Raw genomic sequence first — 16,177 nt, forward strand, 5'->3', positions numbered from 1 at the left:
GTGGCGTCTTTTGGCTTATTCATTATTTTTTATCAATAGAGAACTCAACCGAAGCTTCCGTAAACTTTTTGTCTACTTTTTTCAGCTTAATTTGCAAACCAATTTGCTGCAGGATTTTTCCGACTTCCGGTACTTCCGGCATCGAGAAGTCATCACTGTCGTCAAACTCCTTAACGCCTTTCAACGGCTCGTATTCCATCGTTCCATAGATGTAATCCAGATCCATACCGGATGTTTTGTTCGGGCTAAACGCAGCATCGTTCACCTGATAGCGGGAGTCTGCAATTGCGTTTTTGTTACCCTCATCATTGTTCCAGTAACGTACTTCTTGATGGGCATCTACTACACCGAGTAAGCCGTAGCCTGGATGCTGGCTCGTATTGTTATCACGTGTTCTTTCGTAGCGACCATCAAAGTACCAGATCACCATACCTGGATCATACGTGAAGAAGGAGTCGTTACGGCGGAAGTGCTTCAGTCCAGCGTCAATTCCTTCGTGAGAGCGCAGCTCAACCAGGTAGTACGCATCGTACATTTTACCTTTTCCATCGAAGTGGACGAAGCCATCCAATTTGAACTTCTTCTCACCCTCTGCATCATCCGCGAAGATGACTTGTCCATCTGCCTCTACTTCAAAGTTATCGAGATAGAAGCCGTCCAATACGAAAGCAACGTCTGTCACATAGTTAAACTCAACTTGCACTTTTTTGCCGACAAACTCATTCAGGCTGATTTCTTCTTTGTCCCAGCCATTTGTTACATCATCGAATTTCTGTACTTCTTTTTTCTCACCTGTATCCGCATCAATCACATTGACGGACAGGTAGTCATAACCTTCCTCAATGCTTCTCCATGAATCGAATTTCATCGTTGCGGAGCTGACCCCAGACAAATCGATCACATCGGAAGTCATTTTGGTGTTAAGTTTGTTGCCTTCATCCGAGAAGTATGCGTATCCACCATCTTTTGGCTCAACTGGCGGTTTCTTTTCAACTTTCGGCATATTCAGCTTAACGACTTTTCCGCTTTTCTCGGTGCTGCTCGCATCGATGAGCGGAACCGTTCTCTTGCGTTTTTCTACATCCTTGTAGTCCAGAACAGTCGGAGCAATCCAGTTGCCGCCAAACATTTGTTGCAGAACCATTTTGGACCAAGGATCAAGGCCAGTAGGTTCCGTTTGGAAGACTTTACCTGTATGGCTACCAGACGACATGAGAGACCAAGCACCTACTGGAGAATCTTTACCTTTTCTTGACGTGTCATACAAGTCTGGCAAACCGAGATTGTGTCCATATTCGTGAGTGAATACACCTGGTGCGCCATCTTCAGGCTGGATCATGTAATCAAACGCTTTGAGGCTTGTGCCTGGAATATCCACTGGTTTTTTCAAGGTCCAACGGTGAGACCAGATCGCATCTGGGTCTTCCCCTGTCTCTTCTCCGATCCCTGCATGAACGAGCATGAGGTTGTCCAGATTGCCATCCGGCTCCATCAGGTCTCCATCACCATCGATGTCATACGGATCGCGCTGATCATACAATTCCTCTTTCCCAGCAATGGATTCCCCAACTGCCTCAAGCGTCTCGATTACCAGATCGCGCGGATTGGAATCGTCACCGGCCTTGGAGTTTCCACCATAATACTTGTAGCCATTCTCTGCCATTTGCCAAGGCGTTACCACACCGTCAACCGTCCAAGATCTTCCCGATTGCAGATAGAAGTATTTCGCCATTGTTGTCATGCCGATTCCTTCAGGAGTTTCGTACCCCTTCTGATCAAACAGCATCTCTTTGTAGTGCTTTTCGTTGAAGTCTTCCGTCCAAAGCGAATCACTCACTTTTGGTAACTGGTTATGCTCCCGGTCAGGGAACTCAATAAGAGCGACAACAATGTTATCGGTATGTAGACGTTTGGAAGAGCGCACTTCATCGCCGTCCTCCATCTCAGCCACTTTCTGCACAGCATCAGCCAATGCTGCCTGCTGTCCTCTGCTCGCTTCCTTACCGTAAGAGGACGTTTCATCAACGCCGTGCGGTACTTTTTTGTCTTCGAAGTACTCGAGCAACGCCTCGTCAATCTCTTCCTGATCGGCGTCTTCATCAATGATTCCTTGCTCTATTAACCCTTTAATCAGTCGATCCAGGTTAACAGTGGACAAGTCTACTTGCAGATCATGCTTGTCCTCTTTTGATTTGGCCAAACCAGCTGTAGGTGCAGCCACAAAAGTACTGAGCACGAGTGAGGAGGAAAATAAAACGGATAAGAGCTTTTTGCCTTTCTTCACTACGGTTCACCCTCTTTTTCTATCTATTTGTGATGCATCGGAAAAATCAGACCCCCAATTCCGACTATTCATAATTATTGCGTGATACGTAATTTTTGCCAAATTCTTTTCTTCGACAAAAAATACTTCCCGTTCAAAAGAAATTTCTTAATAAGGCTATCGAACTAGTTACAATACGTGCCGAATTTTCGGCGATTCATTTATTCACGGGGTATCAGTTCGATATATTATCATCGTGTCTACTGTCTAAAGGCCTATAGAAATTTGGTGAATTTTGTCGAAAAAGCTCGATATTTTTCTATCATTTATTTCTTTCGCCCCCCCTCTCTTTCTTGCAAAACAATTCATTTATCGGTACGATCGAATAAAAATGCTCGTGTTTTCCATGGAGGATTTTGATGCTGCAAACATTTGGTTTTTCTCTGTATGAGAGTAAAGTTTATGAAGCGTTGGCGTCTAGCGGCGAGCCTCTCGATGCAGCAATGGTCGTGAAGCATTCGGGGGTGCCAAAGGCAAAAATTTACGAGGTGTTGAATCGTCTGGTAGAAAAGGGGATGGTCCTTGACACCGTATCAGAAAAGAAAAAGCGGTATACAGCCCTTCCTTTGGACAGCTTGGTAGAAAAGCTGACCCGCCAATTTCAAACAGACGTCAAAAAATTGACCAGCTCCCTTTCTCATAAAACCGTACGCGATGACCGGGTCTGGAGCCTGAAGGTTAATGAATCGATCCGCGCTGAATGCAAACAATTGATCCAACGAGCAACACGGTCTATTCGCATCTCTGCCTGGTCCGATGATTTTTTGGAGTATGTACCCCTACTGGAGATGAAAGAAAAAGAAGGGTTGGAGATCGAAGCCTTGGTCATCGGGCAGATTAACACCAAGCTCTCCTGTGTTCATTCCTTTATCCCTGTGCAAGAGCATCAAGGCTTGGAGCGCTATCAGCTAATCGTAGCGGACCAAGATGAAATGATTTTTGCAGGCGAGGAGGACACGGGCTGGCATGCGATCAAGACACGCGGTCAACCGTTCGTCAAATTTTTTGCCGATTCTTTCTACCATGATGTCGCGCTGACAAAAATCACCCAAAAATATGTGGATCAACTGTTTGACGATGAAGAAATCCGCAAGATGATCATCCGCCTCCGATACTGACAATACCTGGACTTTGGCTTTTGGCCAGAGTCTTTTTTATTTGTATGGAGAAATTTGTAGTTGCACAGCACAAAAAAGGTTACTATTATGGTAGTAACCTTTTTATTTGGAGAGGAGCTATTGTTTTGAATCCACGTGTCTTCATCTTAGCGATTGCTACCTTTGTTGTAGGTACGGTGGAATTGATTATCGGTGGTACGCTCGATCTGATTGCTCGTGATCTTCAGGTATCGATTAGCGCTGCCGGACAATTGATCACCATATTCTCCCTTGCATTTGCCATTGCCGCTCCTCTGCTCCTACATGTTACAAGGCGTGTCGAGCGCAAAAAGCTATACATGTATGCATTAGCGGCCTTTTTCCTAAGTAATGTGCTCGCGGCACTTAGTCCGAGCTACGCTGTATTAATGACGGCACGCATCTTGAGCGCAGCAAGCAGTTCCATCCTGATTGTGCTGTCGATTACCATTGCGACAAGTCTTGTGGAACCTGCTTATCGCGGCCGTGCCATTGGCGTTATTTTCATGGGGATTAGCGGTTCGCTCGTACTCGGCGTCCCTGTCGGATTGGCTCTGGGGAATGCCTTCGGATGGCGTGCCCCGTTTTGGCTAATTGCGGCTCTGAGTATCGTCGCGATGATTTTTATCCTCTTGTTTTTGCCAAAAGTACAAACTGCACCGCCCATTCCGCTGCGTGATCAAATGACTACCCTCCGTAGCGGCAAGCTATTCAGCGCATTGTTTATCGTCTTGTTAATGCTGACAGGGCACTTGACTCTGTACGCATACTTTACCCCTTATCTGCAAACGACGATGAATGTGGACGCAACGACACTGAGCTGGATTTATCTCTTGTTCGGGATTGCTGCCGTTGCAGGCGGTGGTATTGGCGGTTGGATCTCAGACAAATGGGGAGCAACCAAGAGCATTCTGTTCATCATTCCAGTGTTTGGCTTGATCATGTGTGTCTTGCCGTTTTTTGCAGGCTCTCTTTATTTGTTCTTGCCGATCATGGTAATCTGGAGTGCGCTTAGCTGGGCTATTTCGCCAGCACAGCAAAACTATTTGATCTCCTGCTCACCTGCTACCGCAGACATTCAATTAAGCTTGAATACTTCTGCCCAGCATTTAGGTATCGCCCTTGGCTCTCTGGCTGGCGGTCTCGTCGTCGAGCGGTCATCTGTCATCTACACGCCTTGGGTTGGAGCCGTGTTCGTCCTGCTTTCGTTCGGGTTTGCCTTCTACTCGATCTCACGTCCATTTCAAGCACAGGAAAGCCAAGTAGCACAGCCTGCGCCAGGACAAAATGCATAGTGACTCGCAAAAGCAAAAAGCCGTCAAATCATTGACGGCTTTTTCTTATCATCCTAGAATCGTTTTCGTTACGAGCCTATTTCACTGGCAACCGGACGGTAAATCTCGTGATTCCCCGCTCGGACCAAACCTCAATTTTCCCCTTGTACTTGTGAACAACTGAATCTACGATCGTCAGACCCGTTCCACGCGAGCCACATTTTTTCTCTGTTTTCGTGGTATAGCCATTCTCGAAAATACGTGCACGTTGTTCTGGCCATATTTCCGGTCCTGTATTTTCCACTCGGAAAATAACGTGTTCTTCATCACAGCAAAAATGAATGCTGACTCGCTTTTCCCCATCCGCTAACTCCGCCGCTTCAATCGCATTATCAATAAGATTCGATAAAATTTTGATCAGATCAATGGAAGGAATGCTATCGATTGGATCAGAACATTCTTCAAATTGCATCACGATTTGTTTGGATTTAGCCTGCTCCCATTTGGTGTGAAGCAATACCATTAAGGCAGGATTCGCAAACCTCACGGTGAGGTCCAGAAGCTTGGTTTCCTTCAGCAACGACTGCACGTAATCTCGTGCTTTTGGATAATATCCGCATTCGATCAAACCGTAGAGCACTTGCATGTGATTGACGAAATCATGGCGTATGGAGCGCATCGAACAAATGACTGAGCGCAATTCATCCTGATAGGTTTCTTCCGTCTCGCCAACTGCTGCCTTGATGGCGCGTTGGTACCAGCGTTCCATGCAAAGAACCAGGAAGATGAGTACGACGACAAACAAACCTTGAATCGCAAAAACAGGAATGCTGCTACGAACGACATCATTTCCAATGTCCTCGACGATGGCTACGTCCGTATCTACTCCGATGATTCCGATGATTCTTCCTTCTCTATCTCTAAGCGGCGCACCCGCAGACATGTAGACCCCGTAATTTGGATCTCTGATAATATCTGAGTAGTACGCTGATGATCCTTCGTAAATCATTTGAATGTGCTCAGAAGATAGAACAATAGGCATACCGATATCAAAATTTTGCTGCGCACTTGGAGGTCTTGCGACGATCATCGCGCGACCACTCTGCCTGTCTTCATTGACTTGAATCGTGTATAAATACAGCAGACCGAACTGCTCACGCGCTAGATTCAATTGCTGTTCGATTCGTTTATAGGCGGGCGTCTCTTTTACCGGATTTCGTAAAAACTCCTGATACGCGTCAACATCTAGACTGTCTGCTACCGTAGAAGCAGCTTTCATGCTTTGATTCGCAATGGAGAGTCGGACGGATTGAATCGTATTGAAATAGGAAATCGCGATGCTTACACAAGTCAAGATCAAAACAAGGATGCCAGAAACGAGCATAATGATTAGAACTCTATGATTTTTTGGTTGTATTGGACTCGTCATAATCTCCTCAATCCATCTGTTCAAAAAGTCGTCTTTTGATTACGCAGTTGTACTAAAAACACGACTTTTTGAACATGTCTCTCTAATATTCTAGAGATTTCTACTGGAAATGTCTACATAATATGAATTTAGCTTCATTATACTTCTCGAAATCATACATTGAATTATGATTCGGAATATTTTTATAATAAGACGAATACGAAATACCAATCTCTTTCCCTAGGAAAAAGGAGTGGGTTCGATGGAAGAAAAATGGTTTGCCCGGCTGCAGGAGATTTATCCAGATCTTGTTACATTCAGACGTGATTTGCATATGTATCCCGAGCTTTCCTTTCAGGAGGAAAACACAGCGAAGAAAGTAGCAGACAAGCTGGCTTCTTTTGGTATAGAAGTCCAAACCGGTGTCGGCGGCATGGGCGTTGTCGGTCTCCTGAGGGGTGGAAAGCCAGGAAAAACAGTTGCGTTGCGCGCTGACTTCGATGCCTTGCCCATTCAAGATGAAAAAGAAGTACCGTACAAGTCCCGCATTCCAGGCGTTATGCATGCCTGCGGTCACGATATACATACCTCCGGACTTTTGGGAGTCGCACAAGTGTTGAGCGAGTTCCGTGATGAGCTCCCAGGAAATGTGGTATTCCTGCATCAGTTCGCGGAAGAGCTGCCACCTGGTGGCGCCAAAGCCATGGTAGAGGCGGGTTGCCTCGAAGGAGTCGATGTCGTGTATGGCGCGCATGTCGCCTCCGAGCTTCCCGTAGGCACTGTCGGGATTGGTCATGGCTACATTACGGCAGCAGCAGATAGCTTCGAGATCGTCTTGTACGGAAAAGGCGGACACGGTGCTTATCCTCATACCTCCGTTGATCCAATCGTATTGGGAAGTCAGGTTGTCATGAATTTGCAGCAGATTGCCAGCCGTCAGGTAGATCCGCTAAAACAAGTCGTTTTGTCTGTTTGCTCCTTCGTGGGCGGGGGCGAGGCGTTCAACGTCATCCCTGATCAAGTAAGGCTAAAGGGCACAGTCCGTACGTATGACGAGGAAGTGAGAGTCGCGGTCGAGCAATCTCTGAAACGCATCGTGGAAGCCAGCTGCCAGGCTGTAGACGCTACTTGCGAAATCGTGTACCAACGCGGCTACCCAGCTACTTGGAACGATGAGACAGAGACTCCGCTGTTTGTAGCAGAAGCCAAACGTATTTTTGGTGAGGAGCGCGTTTTGAAAATCCCACCTGGCATGGGCGGAGAGGATTTTGCTTACTTTGCCCAAGAGCGCCCCGCTACCTTCTTCATGGTCGGTGGACGCAACCCGGAGATTCAGGCGACGTATCCGCATCACCATCCCAAATTCGATGTCGATGAGCGCTCCATGATTCAAACCGGTCAGTTATTCATTGCAGCGTTGCTTGCCTATCAGGCACGTCATCAATAATCGAACAAAGTTGAAAGGCAAGGGCCTCTTGTCCCTTGCCTTTTTTCTGCCGCCATATTCACACCTCGTGTCCAACAATCCAGTCCAGTCTTCTGCTCTGGATACGGGCAGGGATCGTTTTTAGCATAAAATGACGAGCCGCGATGGCCAACGGATTTTCCCATTGGGTGACTGCCCCCATCAAGCGGGAACCTTTCACAATCGCATTCGCCCGCTTCTTCCGTAGCTCTTCATACATGTGCAAAGCATAAGCCGAGTCTGTATGATCTGCCACTGCCAAGCATCTGGCCAGCACGAGTGCGTCTTCCATTCCCTGACCCGCCCCTTGCCCCAGATTTGGTAGCATCGGATGTGCCGCATCGCCCACTAATGTAACCCGGCCCTGACTCCATCTCCTGAGTGGTGCACGGTCGTATATATCATGCCGCAAGATGGCTGCATCCTCTGTCGCCTCAATCACTGCACGTACTGGCTCATACCAGCCATCCAGTCGGCGCAACGTCTCTCGCTTCCGGCCCAGCGGCCCATCTTTTTCTCCCTCAGGTGCATTGATGGCGGCAAACCAATGTATTCGATTGTTGCCGATATGGGAAAACCCGAAACGAATCCCCCTGCCCCATGCTTCAAAGCCTCCTCCTGATTCCAGCGGATAACGAGGGTCTTGGTAAGTAGCAATCCCGCGAATCGCCGTGTACCCGGAGTATCTCATAGACTCTTCACCGAACAGGCTCTTCCGCACACGAGAGTGAATCCCGTCCGCTCCGATCAGAATCGTTCCATGTGTACTTGACCCATCTGCAAAAGCGGCATAAACCCTTCCTTCTTCTTGAGAAAAAGAAACGAACTGCTTGCCGAGAACCAATTCATGCGTCGAGATTTTCGACAAAAGAGCCTGCTGTAGATCAGCCCGATGAATTAAGTAGCTGTCAGCCCCGTACCGTTCTGCTTGTTCCGCGACAGGCAGCTCGACTAACAAATTTCCCTTCCAGTCGCGAATTCGTGCTGAACGGACAGCTGCCCCAAGCTCGCGTACCTCCTGTCCAACTCCCAGCTTATCCAATGCCTTCATCGCATTGGCAGCCAAAACGATTCCAGCACCGATGCCTTTATGCTCCTTTGCCTGCTCATAAAGCGTCACTTGCCAACCCTTTTGCTTCAAGGCAAGCGCCGAGGCAAGCCCGCTCAAGCCTGCCCCGATGATCAGCGCGTGTTTTTCGTTGCTCATCGCCTTTTCTCCTAATTAGAAAAGATTCATACTCAAATACCGCTCCCCCGTGTCAGGCGCAATGCAAACGACCCGCTTACCCACTCCCAGCCTTTTGGCAATCGTGATGGCAGCAAAAACCGAGGCACCCGATGAAGGCCCGACGAGAATCCCTTCCAACGCTGCAAGCTGCCGCATGCTTTGTAGGGCGTCTTCGTCTGCGATTTGAATGATTTCATTATAAACGCTTGTATTGAGGATTTGTGGAACAAAACCAGGGCTCGTGCCTACCAGTTTATGTGGACCAGGCTTTCCGCCAGACAGAACCGGGGAGCCTTTTGGTTCGACGACAGCGATATACAGCTCCGGGAGCTTTTCCCGCAACGCTTCGCCTGTTCCGGTAATCGTTCCCCCCGTCCCCGCTGTGGCGACAAACGCATCCAGTCGACCATTCGTTTGCGTAAAAATTTCCTCAGCTGTCGTCGTTCGATGGATGTCCGGGTTTGCCTGATTCTCGAATTGCTGAGGAATAAAGCTGCGTGGAATCTCTTTTTGCAGCTCTTGCGCTTTGGCTATTGCCCCCGGCATCCTCAGCTCACTCGGCGTCAAGACAACCTCTGCCCCATACGCTTTCAAAATATTGATCCGTTCCTTCGACATATTGTCAGGCATGACCAAAATCGCGCGATAGCCTTTTGCAGCGGCATTCATCGCCAAGCCGATTCCGGTATTGCCGCTCGTCGGCTCTATGATCGTATCCCCCGGTTGAATCAGTCCTGCTTGCTCAGCCGTCAAAATCAGATTGTAGGCAGCGCGGTCTTTCACACTCCCGGATGGATTGAATTTCTCCAACTTCACAAAAACTTCTGCTGCTCCTTCAGGAACCATGCGCCTCAGTCGAACAATCGGCGTATTTCCAATCAATTCGGTAATGTTCTGGTAGACGCTCATCGTACTCCTCCTGGAAAATTTGCCTTATGATTATCTCTTAGTAATACTATAAGAATAATACAATTTTTTCGACCTGAAAACGATAAGGGTGCTCAAATGGGAAAAAGCTCTCGAATGAGAGCCTTGTTCCTGTCTAAAAACCATACTTTTCTTTTGTCTGATTCAGTACATTCACCGCTTGTTGATACAGGCTGTTCGCGGTTTCTTTCACTTTAGCTTGTCCGCTTTTGTCTACCGAGCCTTGGCGCTGCTTCGCCTGCGCGATGGAATCAGTGGCCGTCTTGATGGCCGCATTGATTGCTTTTTCCCGTTTCTCGGCATCCGGCACGCTCGCTTTGATTTCCGCCCATATCGATTGGATATTCTTCATGTCGGTCTCCATGATGGCGGTCATTTCCTGCATGTTTTTGTTTTTATCCTGGATCGAACCATCCATGGTGTTCATCCCATCGACCAACACCTTCATACTGCCCAGCGTTCCTTGCATGACCTCGAATTCCATTTTGCTCAAGCCTGGCTGCGTCGAATAGGTCCGAATCTCTTCCAACAGTCTTTGTAGCTCCGTTATTTGATCATTTGAAAACTGCGCTTCATCCGTAAATTGCAGCTCGTCCAAATACTTTGCCGTTTCAATCAGATCAGCCTCTAGCTTCCCTGTCTGTTCTACTTTTTTGGCGAAGTCGACACGCGCTGCTTCTTTGACTCTTTGTTCTGCTACTTCTTTCTTTTTTACTTCTGCTTCCTCGTTGATGCGCTTGGTTAATGTCGCCAACTTGCTCTCGAACGCGCTTTTGTTTGTAGCAACAAGACTCGTCAGTCCCTTATTTTCTTCCATAAGCAGCCCGTCAAATTGGAGCTCGTCACCATTCACTGTGCCGATGATATCCTGGCCAGTTGCCGGATTTTTGAGGGTCAACTGCTTCCCATCCATAGTTCCCTCCAGCAAGATCGACTCGGTTTTTAGAACAGGGATGCTGTCTTCCGTTTCGACGATAGAATCTGTCATTTCTACGTTTACTTTCTCGTTATTTACCGTGACACTCGTGTATAGCATGCGTGTATCGTCTTCGTACAAATACCCTTCCGCCAGTGTCACAGGACCAAAGAAACGATAGCCTGCGTAACCCAGCAATGCGACGATGACCAGAGCCATGACGATCATAATGCTTTTGTTTTTTCCTTTCATGCTGCGACCCCTTTACCCACAAATTCTATTACGTTTGACCTGTTTTTCCTGCCAAAACGTGCCATAGTTTTATGATACATGAATCGCGGGGGAAAACCCTATAAGTCTAAAGGCCAAAACACTCATTAAAAGTATGTGTTCCCAAAATAGTGACTTAAATCGAGGGTTTGACCTTCTTCGATTGTAATGGTAGAGACCTGATATTTCTTATCCATTAGACTCAACGATAAAAAATCATCCCATTTTTGTAGCACTATTCCCCTCCGTCAGTCTCTCTATCAAGTTATGTGAAGATTTTCCAATCAATATTTTACCAATAGATAGAATCTAGGTCTAGGCTCCTATGACTCGCACAATCCACGGAACAGGAAAAAGCCGATGTCTACCAAACATCGGCTTCTCGTACTTTCGTTTCGTTATACCTCAACCATTTCACGCTCGGACGGATAATACATGCCTGCAGCACCGAGCACCCCTGCTTCCGCTCCAATCGTAGTCAACTGGAGGCTCACTTGGTTTGCCATCCGAGAGATGGAGCGCTCGCGAATGACGTTCTTTGCTTCCGCAAGCAGCAGCTGTCCGTTCTTCATCACACCGCCACCAATGACGATCACCTGCGGATTGAACAGATGGATCAGATTGGTCAGTCCGACCCCGAGATAATAACCTGCTTCCTTCATCAAGGTCATGCTGAGCAAATCGCCCCGAATCGCTGCCTCTCCGACCTCTCTAGCCGTTATCCTGCTCAGGTCATTCCCATTTTCAACGAGCAACGAGCTTGTAACACCCTGTAGTAGCTGTTCCCTAGCTCTACTTGCCAAAGCCAGCCCAGACGTGTAATTTTCCAGGCACCCTCTATTCCCACACACGCACAACGGTCCTTCGGGATCAAGCGAAATATGCCCGAACTCCCCGGCGCTATCGCCAACACCTGTAATCAGCCGTCCTCCACTGATAATGCCAGCACCAACACCCGTACTGACCGTTACATAGATCAAGTCTTTCGTGCCTCGTGCACTTCCAAACGCCCATTCTGCTACCGCTGCTGCATTGGCATCATTGATCAATTGCACAGCTACGCCAAACCGCTCCTGAAGTATCGCGCCGATCGGCACATCGCTCCAGTTTAGATTGCTCGCAAAAATGACCATTTGGCGCTGGGTATCAATAATTCCCGCAGTTGCAATCCCGATCCCGCGAATGCGCGAAAGATTGATTCCGCTATCGTCTAGGACAGTCTGCACCAAATCACCGATGCGTCCGATGACTGTCTGAGCTGCCTCTTCTGTTTGGGTCGCTGCGTTCGCCTGCCTGAGGATGTTGCCATGCTGGTCGACGATCGCGGCTATGATTTTTGTACCACCCAGATCAATCCCGATGGCATATGGTTTGTCTTGATTCATCTTCCGCTTCACATCCTTGTTGTCCATTCACGATTGAAAAATGGCGTCCAACGCTTGGGACGTATGCGCGATCAATTGCTCAGGCAACTGGCTGTATGGCGAGATTTCCGGGATGATGTAGCCTTCATACCCGATCTCACGCAACGCTTCCACCACGCGGTTCCATGGGATATCGCCAGCGAGCAGCGGCACGAAACCTGTGATGTTGCCTGTCGACGTCTTGAAATCTTTGACGTGAATAGCTTGGATTCTCTTACCCAAAATGCGAATCCATTGCTCAGGAAAACCGAATTGCAGGACGTTGCCTATATCAAAATAAGCGCCTACCCAAGGACTGTCTACTTCATCGATCAAGCGGGCCATCTCCAGTGGACTGAGCAAAAACTTGTTCCACACGTTTTCTACCCCGATGTATACCTGATGCTGCTCCGCCTTTTTCGCCAAACGCTGCAATGCTTCACGCGCCCGCTCGTAGGCCGTAGCATACGACACCTCAGCCGTTACGAGACCTGGGACGACGAGAACGGTCCGTGAGCCAAAAATACTTGCCGCCTCTATCATTTTCTCGACAACACGAATGCCTTGCTCGCGGATCGCTTCCTCATTATGTGTCAACGGATATTTCCATAAAAGGGCAGTAGAAACGCTTGGCAGCTCCAAACCGAGCTCACGAGCCTCGTCTGCCAGCCCCTTCCATTCCTGCTCTGTCATCTCTAGATGAAAGGGTGCATCTCCCTCGTCCAAATTCAGTTCTACCCCTTGATAGCCATGCGCTTTCGCCTGGCGAAACATTTCTTGTACGCTCGTTTCCTTTGGGAAGCACCAAGCATTGATTCCCTTTTGAAAAGCCATGCGCCTCACTCCCCTTTTCTCAAAATAGTGACAGGCTTTCCTTCTTGTGCCGACTGATTCGCTGCCAATGTTACTTCTAGCGTCTTTCTCGCTGATTCATACGGCGACAGAATCAAGCTGCGATCCCCTGTCAAAATCGCTGTAATAAACGCTCGATCTTGCTCCACGTACATATCCACTGTGCTCTCTTGAGTACGTGCTCCCTGCTCATCCATGATCGCTAATTGCTTCCCGTCGATCATGACGCGGAAATCTTTACCCAAGATTTCTACATTTGTACGGTGATCCTGCTGGATGAAGCACGTATCCAGATGTCCTAGCGCCCCTGACTGAAACACCATACTGATGGATGTCACGTCTGGAATATCGATGTTTGGAATGTCACGCGAGGCGAGCAAGGCCATCTGCGCATAGACCTTCTCGATATCTCCGGCCAAATACCGCATCATGTCCAATGTATGTGTCGCCTGCTCGACAAGCTGTCCGCCTGACTTGCCCATTTCCCTCCACCAAGGTGTCGTGACGAACTTAGTCAAATAATGGCCACGAACGAGTGCAATCGGCTTGCCTTCCAAGTACGCTTTTGCTTCCTGCACGATATCGAGATAGCGTAGGCAATAGCCAGTCGCGGTGATAATCCCTGCCTTTTCAATCGCTGCTTGCTTTTCGTTCACTTTCTGTATGTCCAGCCCAATTGGCTTTTCCACAAACAGATGAATGCCTTTCGCCGCCGCCGTTTCCTCAATCTCTTCATGCGCAAAAGGTGGGACGCACACAAACAAAGCATCCAGCTTTTCTGCCTCTACTAGCTCACGCCAAGAGGTGTAGCCATGCGCACCAATGCGCTCAGCAGTCTCTGCAGCCGCCTCTTGGTTCACGTCGCACACCGCAACGACCTTTACCCTTTCGTCCGTCAATAAGCCTTTCAGATGATGCTGCCCGATTCCACCTACGCCGATCATGCCTACACGTACACTCATGCGTCATTCACCGTCCTAGCGTAATACGACTGGTTGCTTCTGTTCAGCAGATTGATAAGCTGCGAGTGCTACTTCCACCGCTCGCAAGCCGTCTTCACCCGTAATCGACGGCGCTTTCTTTTCACGCACGCTGGTGACGAAATCTTTGACCAATTGACTGTCCATGTCATCGCCCCAGTTGACCCACTTCAATCCTTTTTCATTGGAATAGACATCCAGCTTTTGAGAAAAAGCGTCGAGCGAGATCGTGCCTTCTGTCCCGATAATTTCCATCGTCACATCTCCCCATGTCGGGAAGGCTTTGTTACGAGACCAGCTGCAATCGAGTGTGGCAAAAACTCCGTTCTCAAATTCCATGGTCAAAATGCCGCAATCATCAATCGGTGTATCGGAAAACTTGCTGTCTACCTCCGCGTAAACCTCACGCACTTCAGAGTCCATGAACCAGCGCATCAAATCAACAACGTGAACCGTGTGATCGATCACTGCGCCTCCGCCGGATTTTTCCCGATCGACGAACCAACCACCAGGATTTTGTCCACGGTTCGTACCCCGGATCGCCATGATACGTCCGACCTTGCCTTGCTCCACCAATTGCTTTGCTCGAACAACAGCCGGATGGAATCGCACGGGGAATGCCGTCTGCAAAATAACGCCCTGCTCGTGGCAAAAGTCGATCATCTCTTGAGCAGCCTCTGCTGTTGTCGCCAGCGGTTTTTCGCACAAGATGTGCTTGCCAGCCTTCGCTGCCGCTAACGTATGCTCTTGGTGCTTGGCGTTTTCCGAGGTGACGATGACCGCATCGATATCCGTTGCGAGCAGCTCATGATAATCGGAGAAGAACGGAACGCCAAACTTTTCAGCCGCCGCCTTTCCGCGTACTTCATCCTCATCTGCTACTCCGACCAATTGAACCCCATCTACTTTCGCAATCGCATTTGCATAGCTGTATGCATGCATATGTGCAACACTGATGATTCCGAGTTTCATGTCCAGTCCCCTCCTACACCAAAGTTACGGGTTTACCCGTTTCGATTGACACAAGCGCAGCACGAGCGATTTCTACCGCTTTCACGGCGTCTTCTGCCGTCACGAGTGGCTCCAGATCACGGTCGATGCACTCGATGAAATGCTTCAATTCTCTGAAATACGGGTTTTCACGCAACGGACTCTCCGGAACTGCGACTCCGCTCATGCCTGCTTGCTTCGAGCGATTAACCGCCACAAGCGGTTTTTCCTTCGAGCTGTCGTAGGAAATGATGCCTTCCTTCCCTGCCAGCTCCATTTTCATCGCGAAGCCTTCATGTGCCCACGAGCCTTCCACATGTGCAATCATGCCGTTCTTGAAGCGAAGCGTAACCAGTGCGTAATCCATCCGGGCAAAACCTCGACCAAGCAAGCCTTTCGCGTACACACGCTCCACATCCCCGAAGCACCAACGCAAAAAGTCAAAATCGTGAATGATCATATCTAATACAAGGCTGCCACTGTTTTTGTAGTCCGCGTACCAGTCGTTCCACGCTGTTGGGAAAATACCACCACGGAACGTACGTGCCACACCAACGTTACCAATCGCACCATCATTAACCAACTGACGGGACTTTTCATATTCCGGGAAGAAGCGCAGGACGTGTCCAACGAACAGCTTGACGTTCTTCTCCCGGCAATAATCAACGATAAAACGAGCCTCTTCCTTATCACGAGCCAACGGCTTTTCGCAAATGACATGCTTGCCTGCATCCGCAGCCTTTTTCACATAAGTTTTATGAAGGTACGTAGGCAAACACACGTCTACGATGTCGACCTGCGCCAATTTTTCCATAGCCTCTTCATAGCTTTCAAACCATTCTGTTTTTGTCTCTGCTGCCAGCTCTTTTCCTCTCTCGCTGCGGATATCGACGATCCCGACCAGCTTGACGTTTTCCATGGCAGCATACGATTTCGCGTGAACAGTCCCCATGGTTCCTGCTCCGATTACCAGAACATGATGCATAATGGTTTCACTCCTTTTTT

The 16,177-nt window shown here is 48.6% G+C and carries 13 protein-coding genes; 3 read left to right on the forward strand and 10 right to left on the reverse strand.

Features of this window, described 5'->3' with window-relative positions; translation table 11 throughout:
• Positions 1–22 precede the first annotated feature (22 nt).
• Complete coding sequence (locus HP399_RS22225) at positions 23–2,284, reverse strand: immune inhibitor A domain-containing protein (RefSeq protein ID WP_173619026.1); 2,262 nt, start codon at positions 2,282–2,284, stop codon at positions 23–25.
• Positions 2,285–2,682: 398 nt separating this feature from the next.
• Between HP399_RS22225 and HP399_RS22230 the strand changes: the two genes are divergently transcribed.
• Together HP399_RS22230 and HP399_RS22235 are read left to right on the forward strand one after the other, a co-directional pair.
• Positions 2,683–3,441 carry a TrmB family transcriptional regulator gene (locus HP399_RS22230; RefSeq protein ID WP_173619027.1) on the forward strand — a complete coding sequence of 253 codons (759 nt, stop codon included), beginning with the start codon at positions 2,683–2,685 and terminating at the stop codon, positions 3,439–3,441.
• A gap of 125 nt (positions 3,442–3,566) precedes the next feature.
• Positions 3,567–4,754: an MFS transporter gene (locus tag HP399_RS22235; RefSeq protein ID WP_173619028.1), complete on the forward strand. Its 1,188-nt coding sequence runs from the start codon at positions 3,567–3,569 to the stop codon at positions 4,752–4,754.
• 76 nt (positions 4,755–4,830) lie between these two features.
• On the opposite strand, the gene HP399_RS22240 is transcribed toward HP399_RS22235, so the two are convergent.
• On the reverse strand, positions 4,831–6,162 hold the full coding sequence (locus tag HP399_RS22240; RefSeq protein ID WP_173619029.1) for a sensor histidine kinase: 1,332 nt from the start codon (positions 6,160–6,162) through the stop codon (positions 4,831–4,833).
• Positions 6,163–6,403: 241 nt separating this feature from the next.
• Here HP399_RS22240 and HP399_RS22245 point away from each other — a divergent pair, with 241 nt between their 5' ends.
• A complete protein-coding gene (locus HP399_RS22245) occupies positions 6,404–7,588 on the forward strand; it encodes a M20 metallopeptidase family protein (RefSeq protein ID WP_173619030.1) in 1,185 nt (394 codons plus the stop codon).
• A gap of 58 nt (positions 7,589–7,646) precedes the next feature.
• Here HP399_RS22245 and HP399_RS22250 read toward each other — a convergent pair whose 3' ends face one another.
• The 8 genes from HP399_RS22250 to HP399_RS22285 form a co-directional block, all read right to left on the reverse strand.
• Positions 7,647–8,813, reverse strand: a complete 1,167-nt coding sequence (locus tag HP399_RS22250; protein ID WP_173619031.1) for an FAD-dependent monooxygenase — start codon at positions 8,811–8,813, stop codon at positions 7,647–7,649.
• Between the two features lie 15 nt (positions 8,814–8,828).
• Positions 8,829–9,743 carry a cysteine synthase A gene (gene cysK, locus HP399_RS22255; protein WP_017251131.1) on the reverse strand — a complete coding sequence of 305 codons (915 nt, stop codon included), beginning with the start codon at positions 9,741–9,743 and terminating at the stop codon, positions 8,829–8,831.
• A 133-nt stretch (positions 9,744–9,876) separates the two neighbouring features.
• The gene (locus tag HP399_RS22260; protein WP_173619032.1) at positions 9,877–10,929 is read right to left on the reverse strand and encodes a hypothetical protein; all 1,053 of its coding nucleotides are present in this window, start codon (positions 10,927–10,929) and stop codon (positions 9,877–9,879) included.
• A gap of 416 nt (positions 10,930–11,345) precedes the next feature.
• Positions 11,346–12,332: an ROK family protein gene (locus tag HP399_RS22265; protein WP_173619033.1), complete on the reverse strand. Its 987-nt coding sequence runs from the start codon at positions 12,330–12,332 to the stop codon at positions 11,346–11,348.
• Positions 12,333–12,359: 27 nt separating this feature from the next.
• Entirely contained in the window at positions 12,360–13,184 is an 825-nt protein-coding gene (locus tag HP399_RS22270; protein WP_173619034.1) for a sugar phosphate isomerase/epimerase family protein, read from the reverse strand.
• A gap of 5 nt (positions 13,185–13,189) precedes the next feature.
• A complete protein-coding gene (locus HP399_RS22275) occupies positions 13,190–14,164 on the reverse strand; it encodes a Gfo/Idh/MocA family protein (RefSeq protein WP_173619035.1) in 975 nt (324 codons plus the stop codon).
• A 15-nt stretch (positions 14,165–14,179) separates the two neighbouring features.
• Positions 14,180–15,154, reverse strand: a complete 975-nt coding sequence (locus tag HP399_RS22280; protein ID WP_173619036.1) for a Gfo/Idh/MocA family protein — start codon at positions 15,152–15,154, stop codon at positions 14,180–14,182.
• A 13-nt stretch (positions 15,155–15,167) separates the two neighbouring features.
• Positions 15,168–16,157, reverse strand: coding sequence for a Gfo/Idh/MocA family protein (locus tag HP399_RS22285; protein ID WP_007726915.1), 990 nt, complete (start codon positions 16,155–16,157; stop codon positions 15,168–15,170).
• Positions 16,158–16,177: the final 20 nt, after the last annotated feature.

The sequence above is a fragment of the Brevibacillus sp. DP1.3A genome (genome assembly GCF_013284245.2).
In the GTDB taxonomy this organism is placed as follows: domain Bacteria; phylum Bacillota; class Bacilli; order Brevibacillales; family Brevibacillaceae; genus Brevibacillus.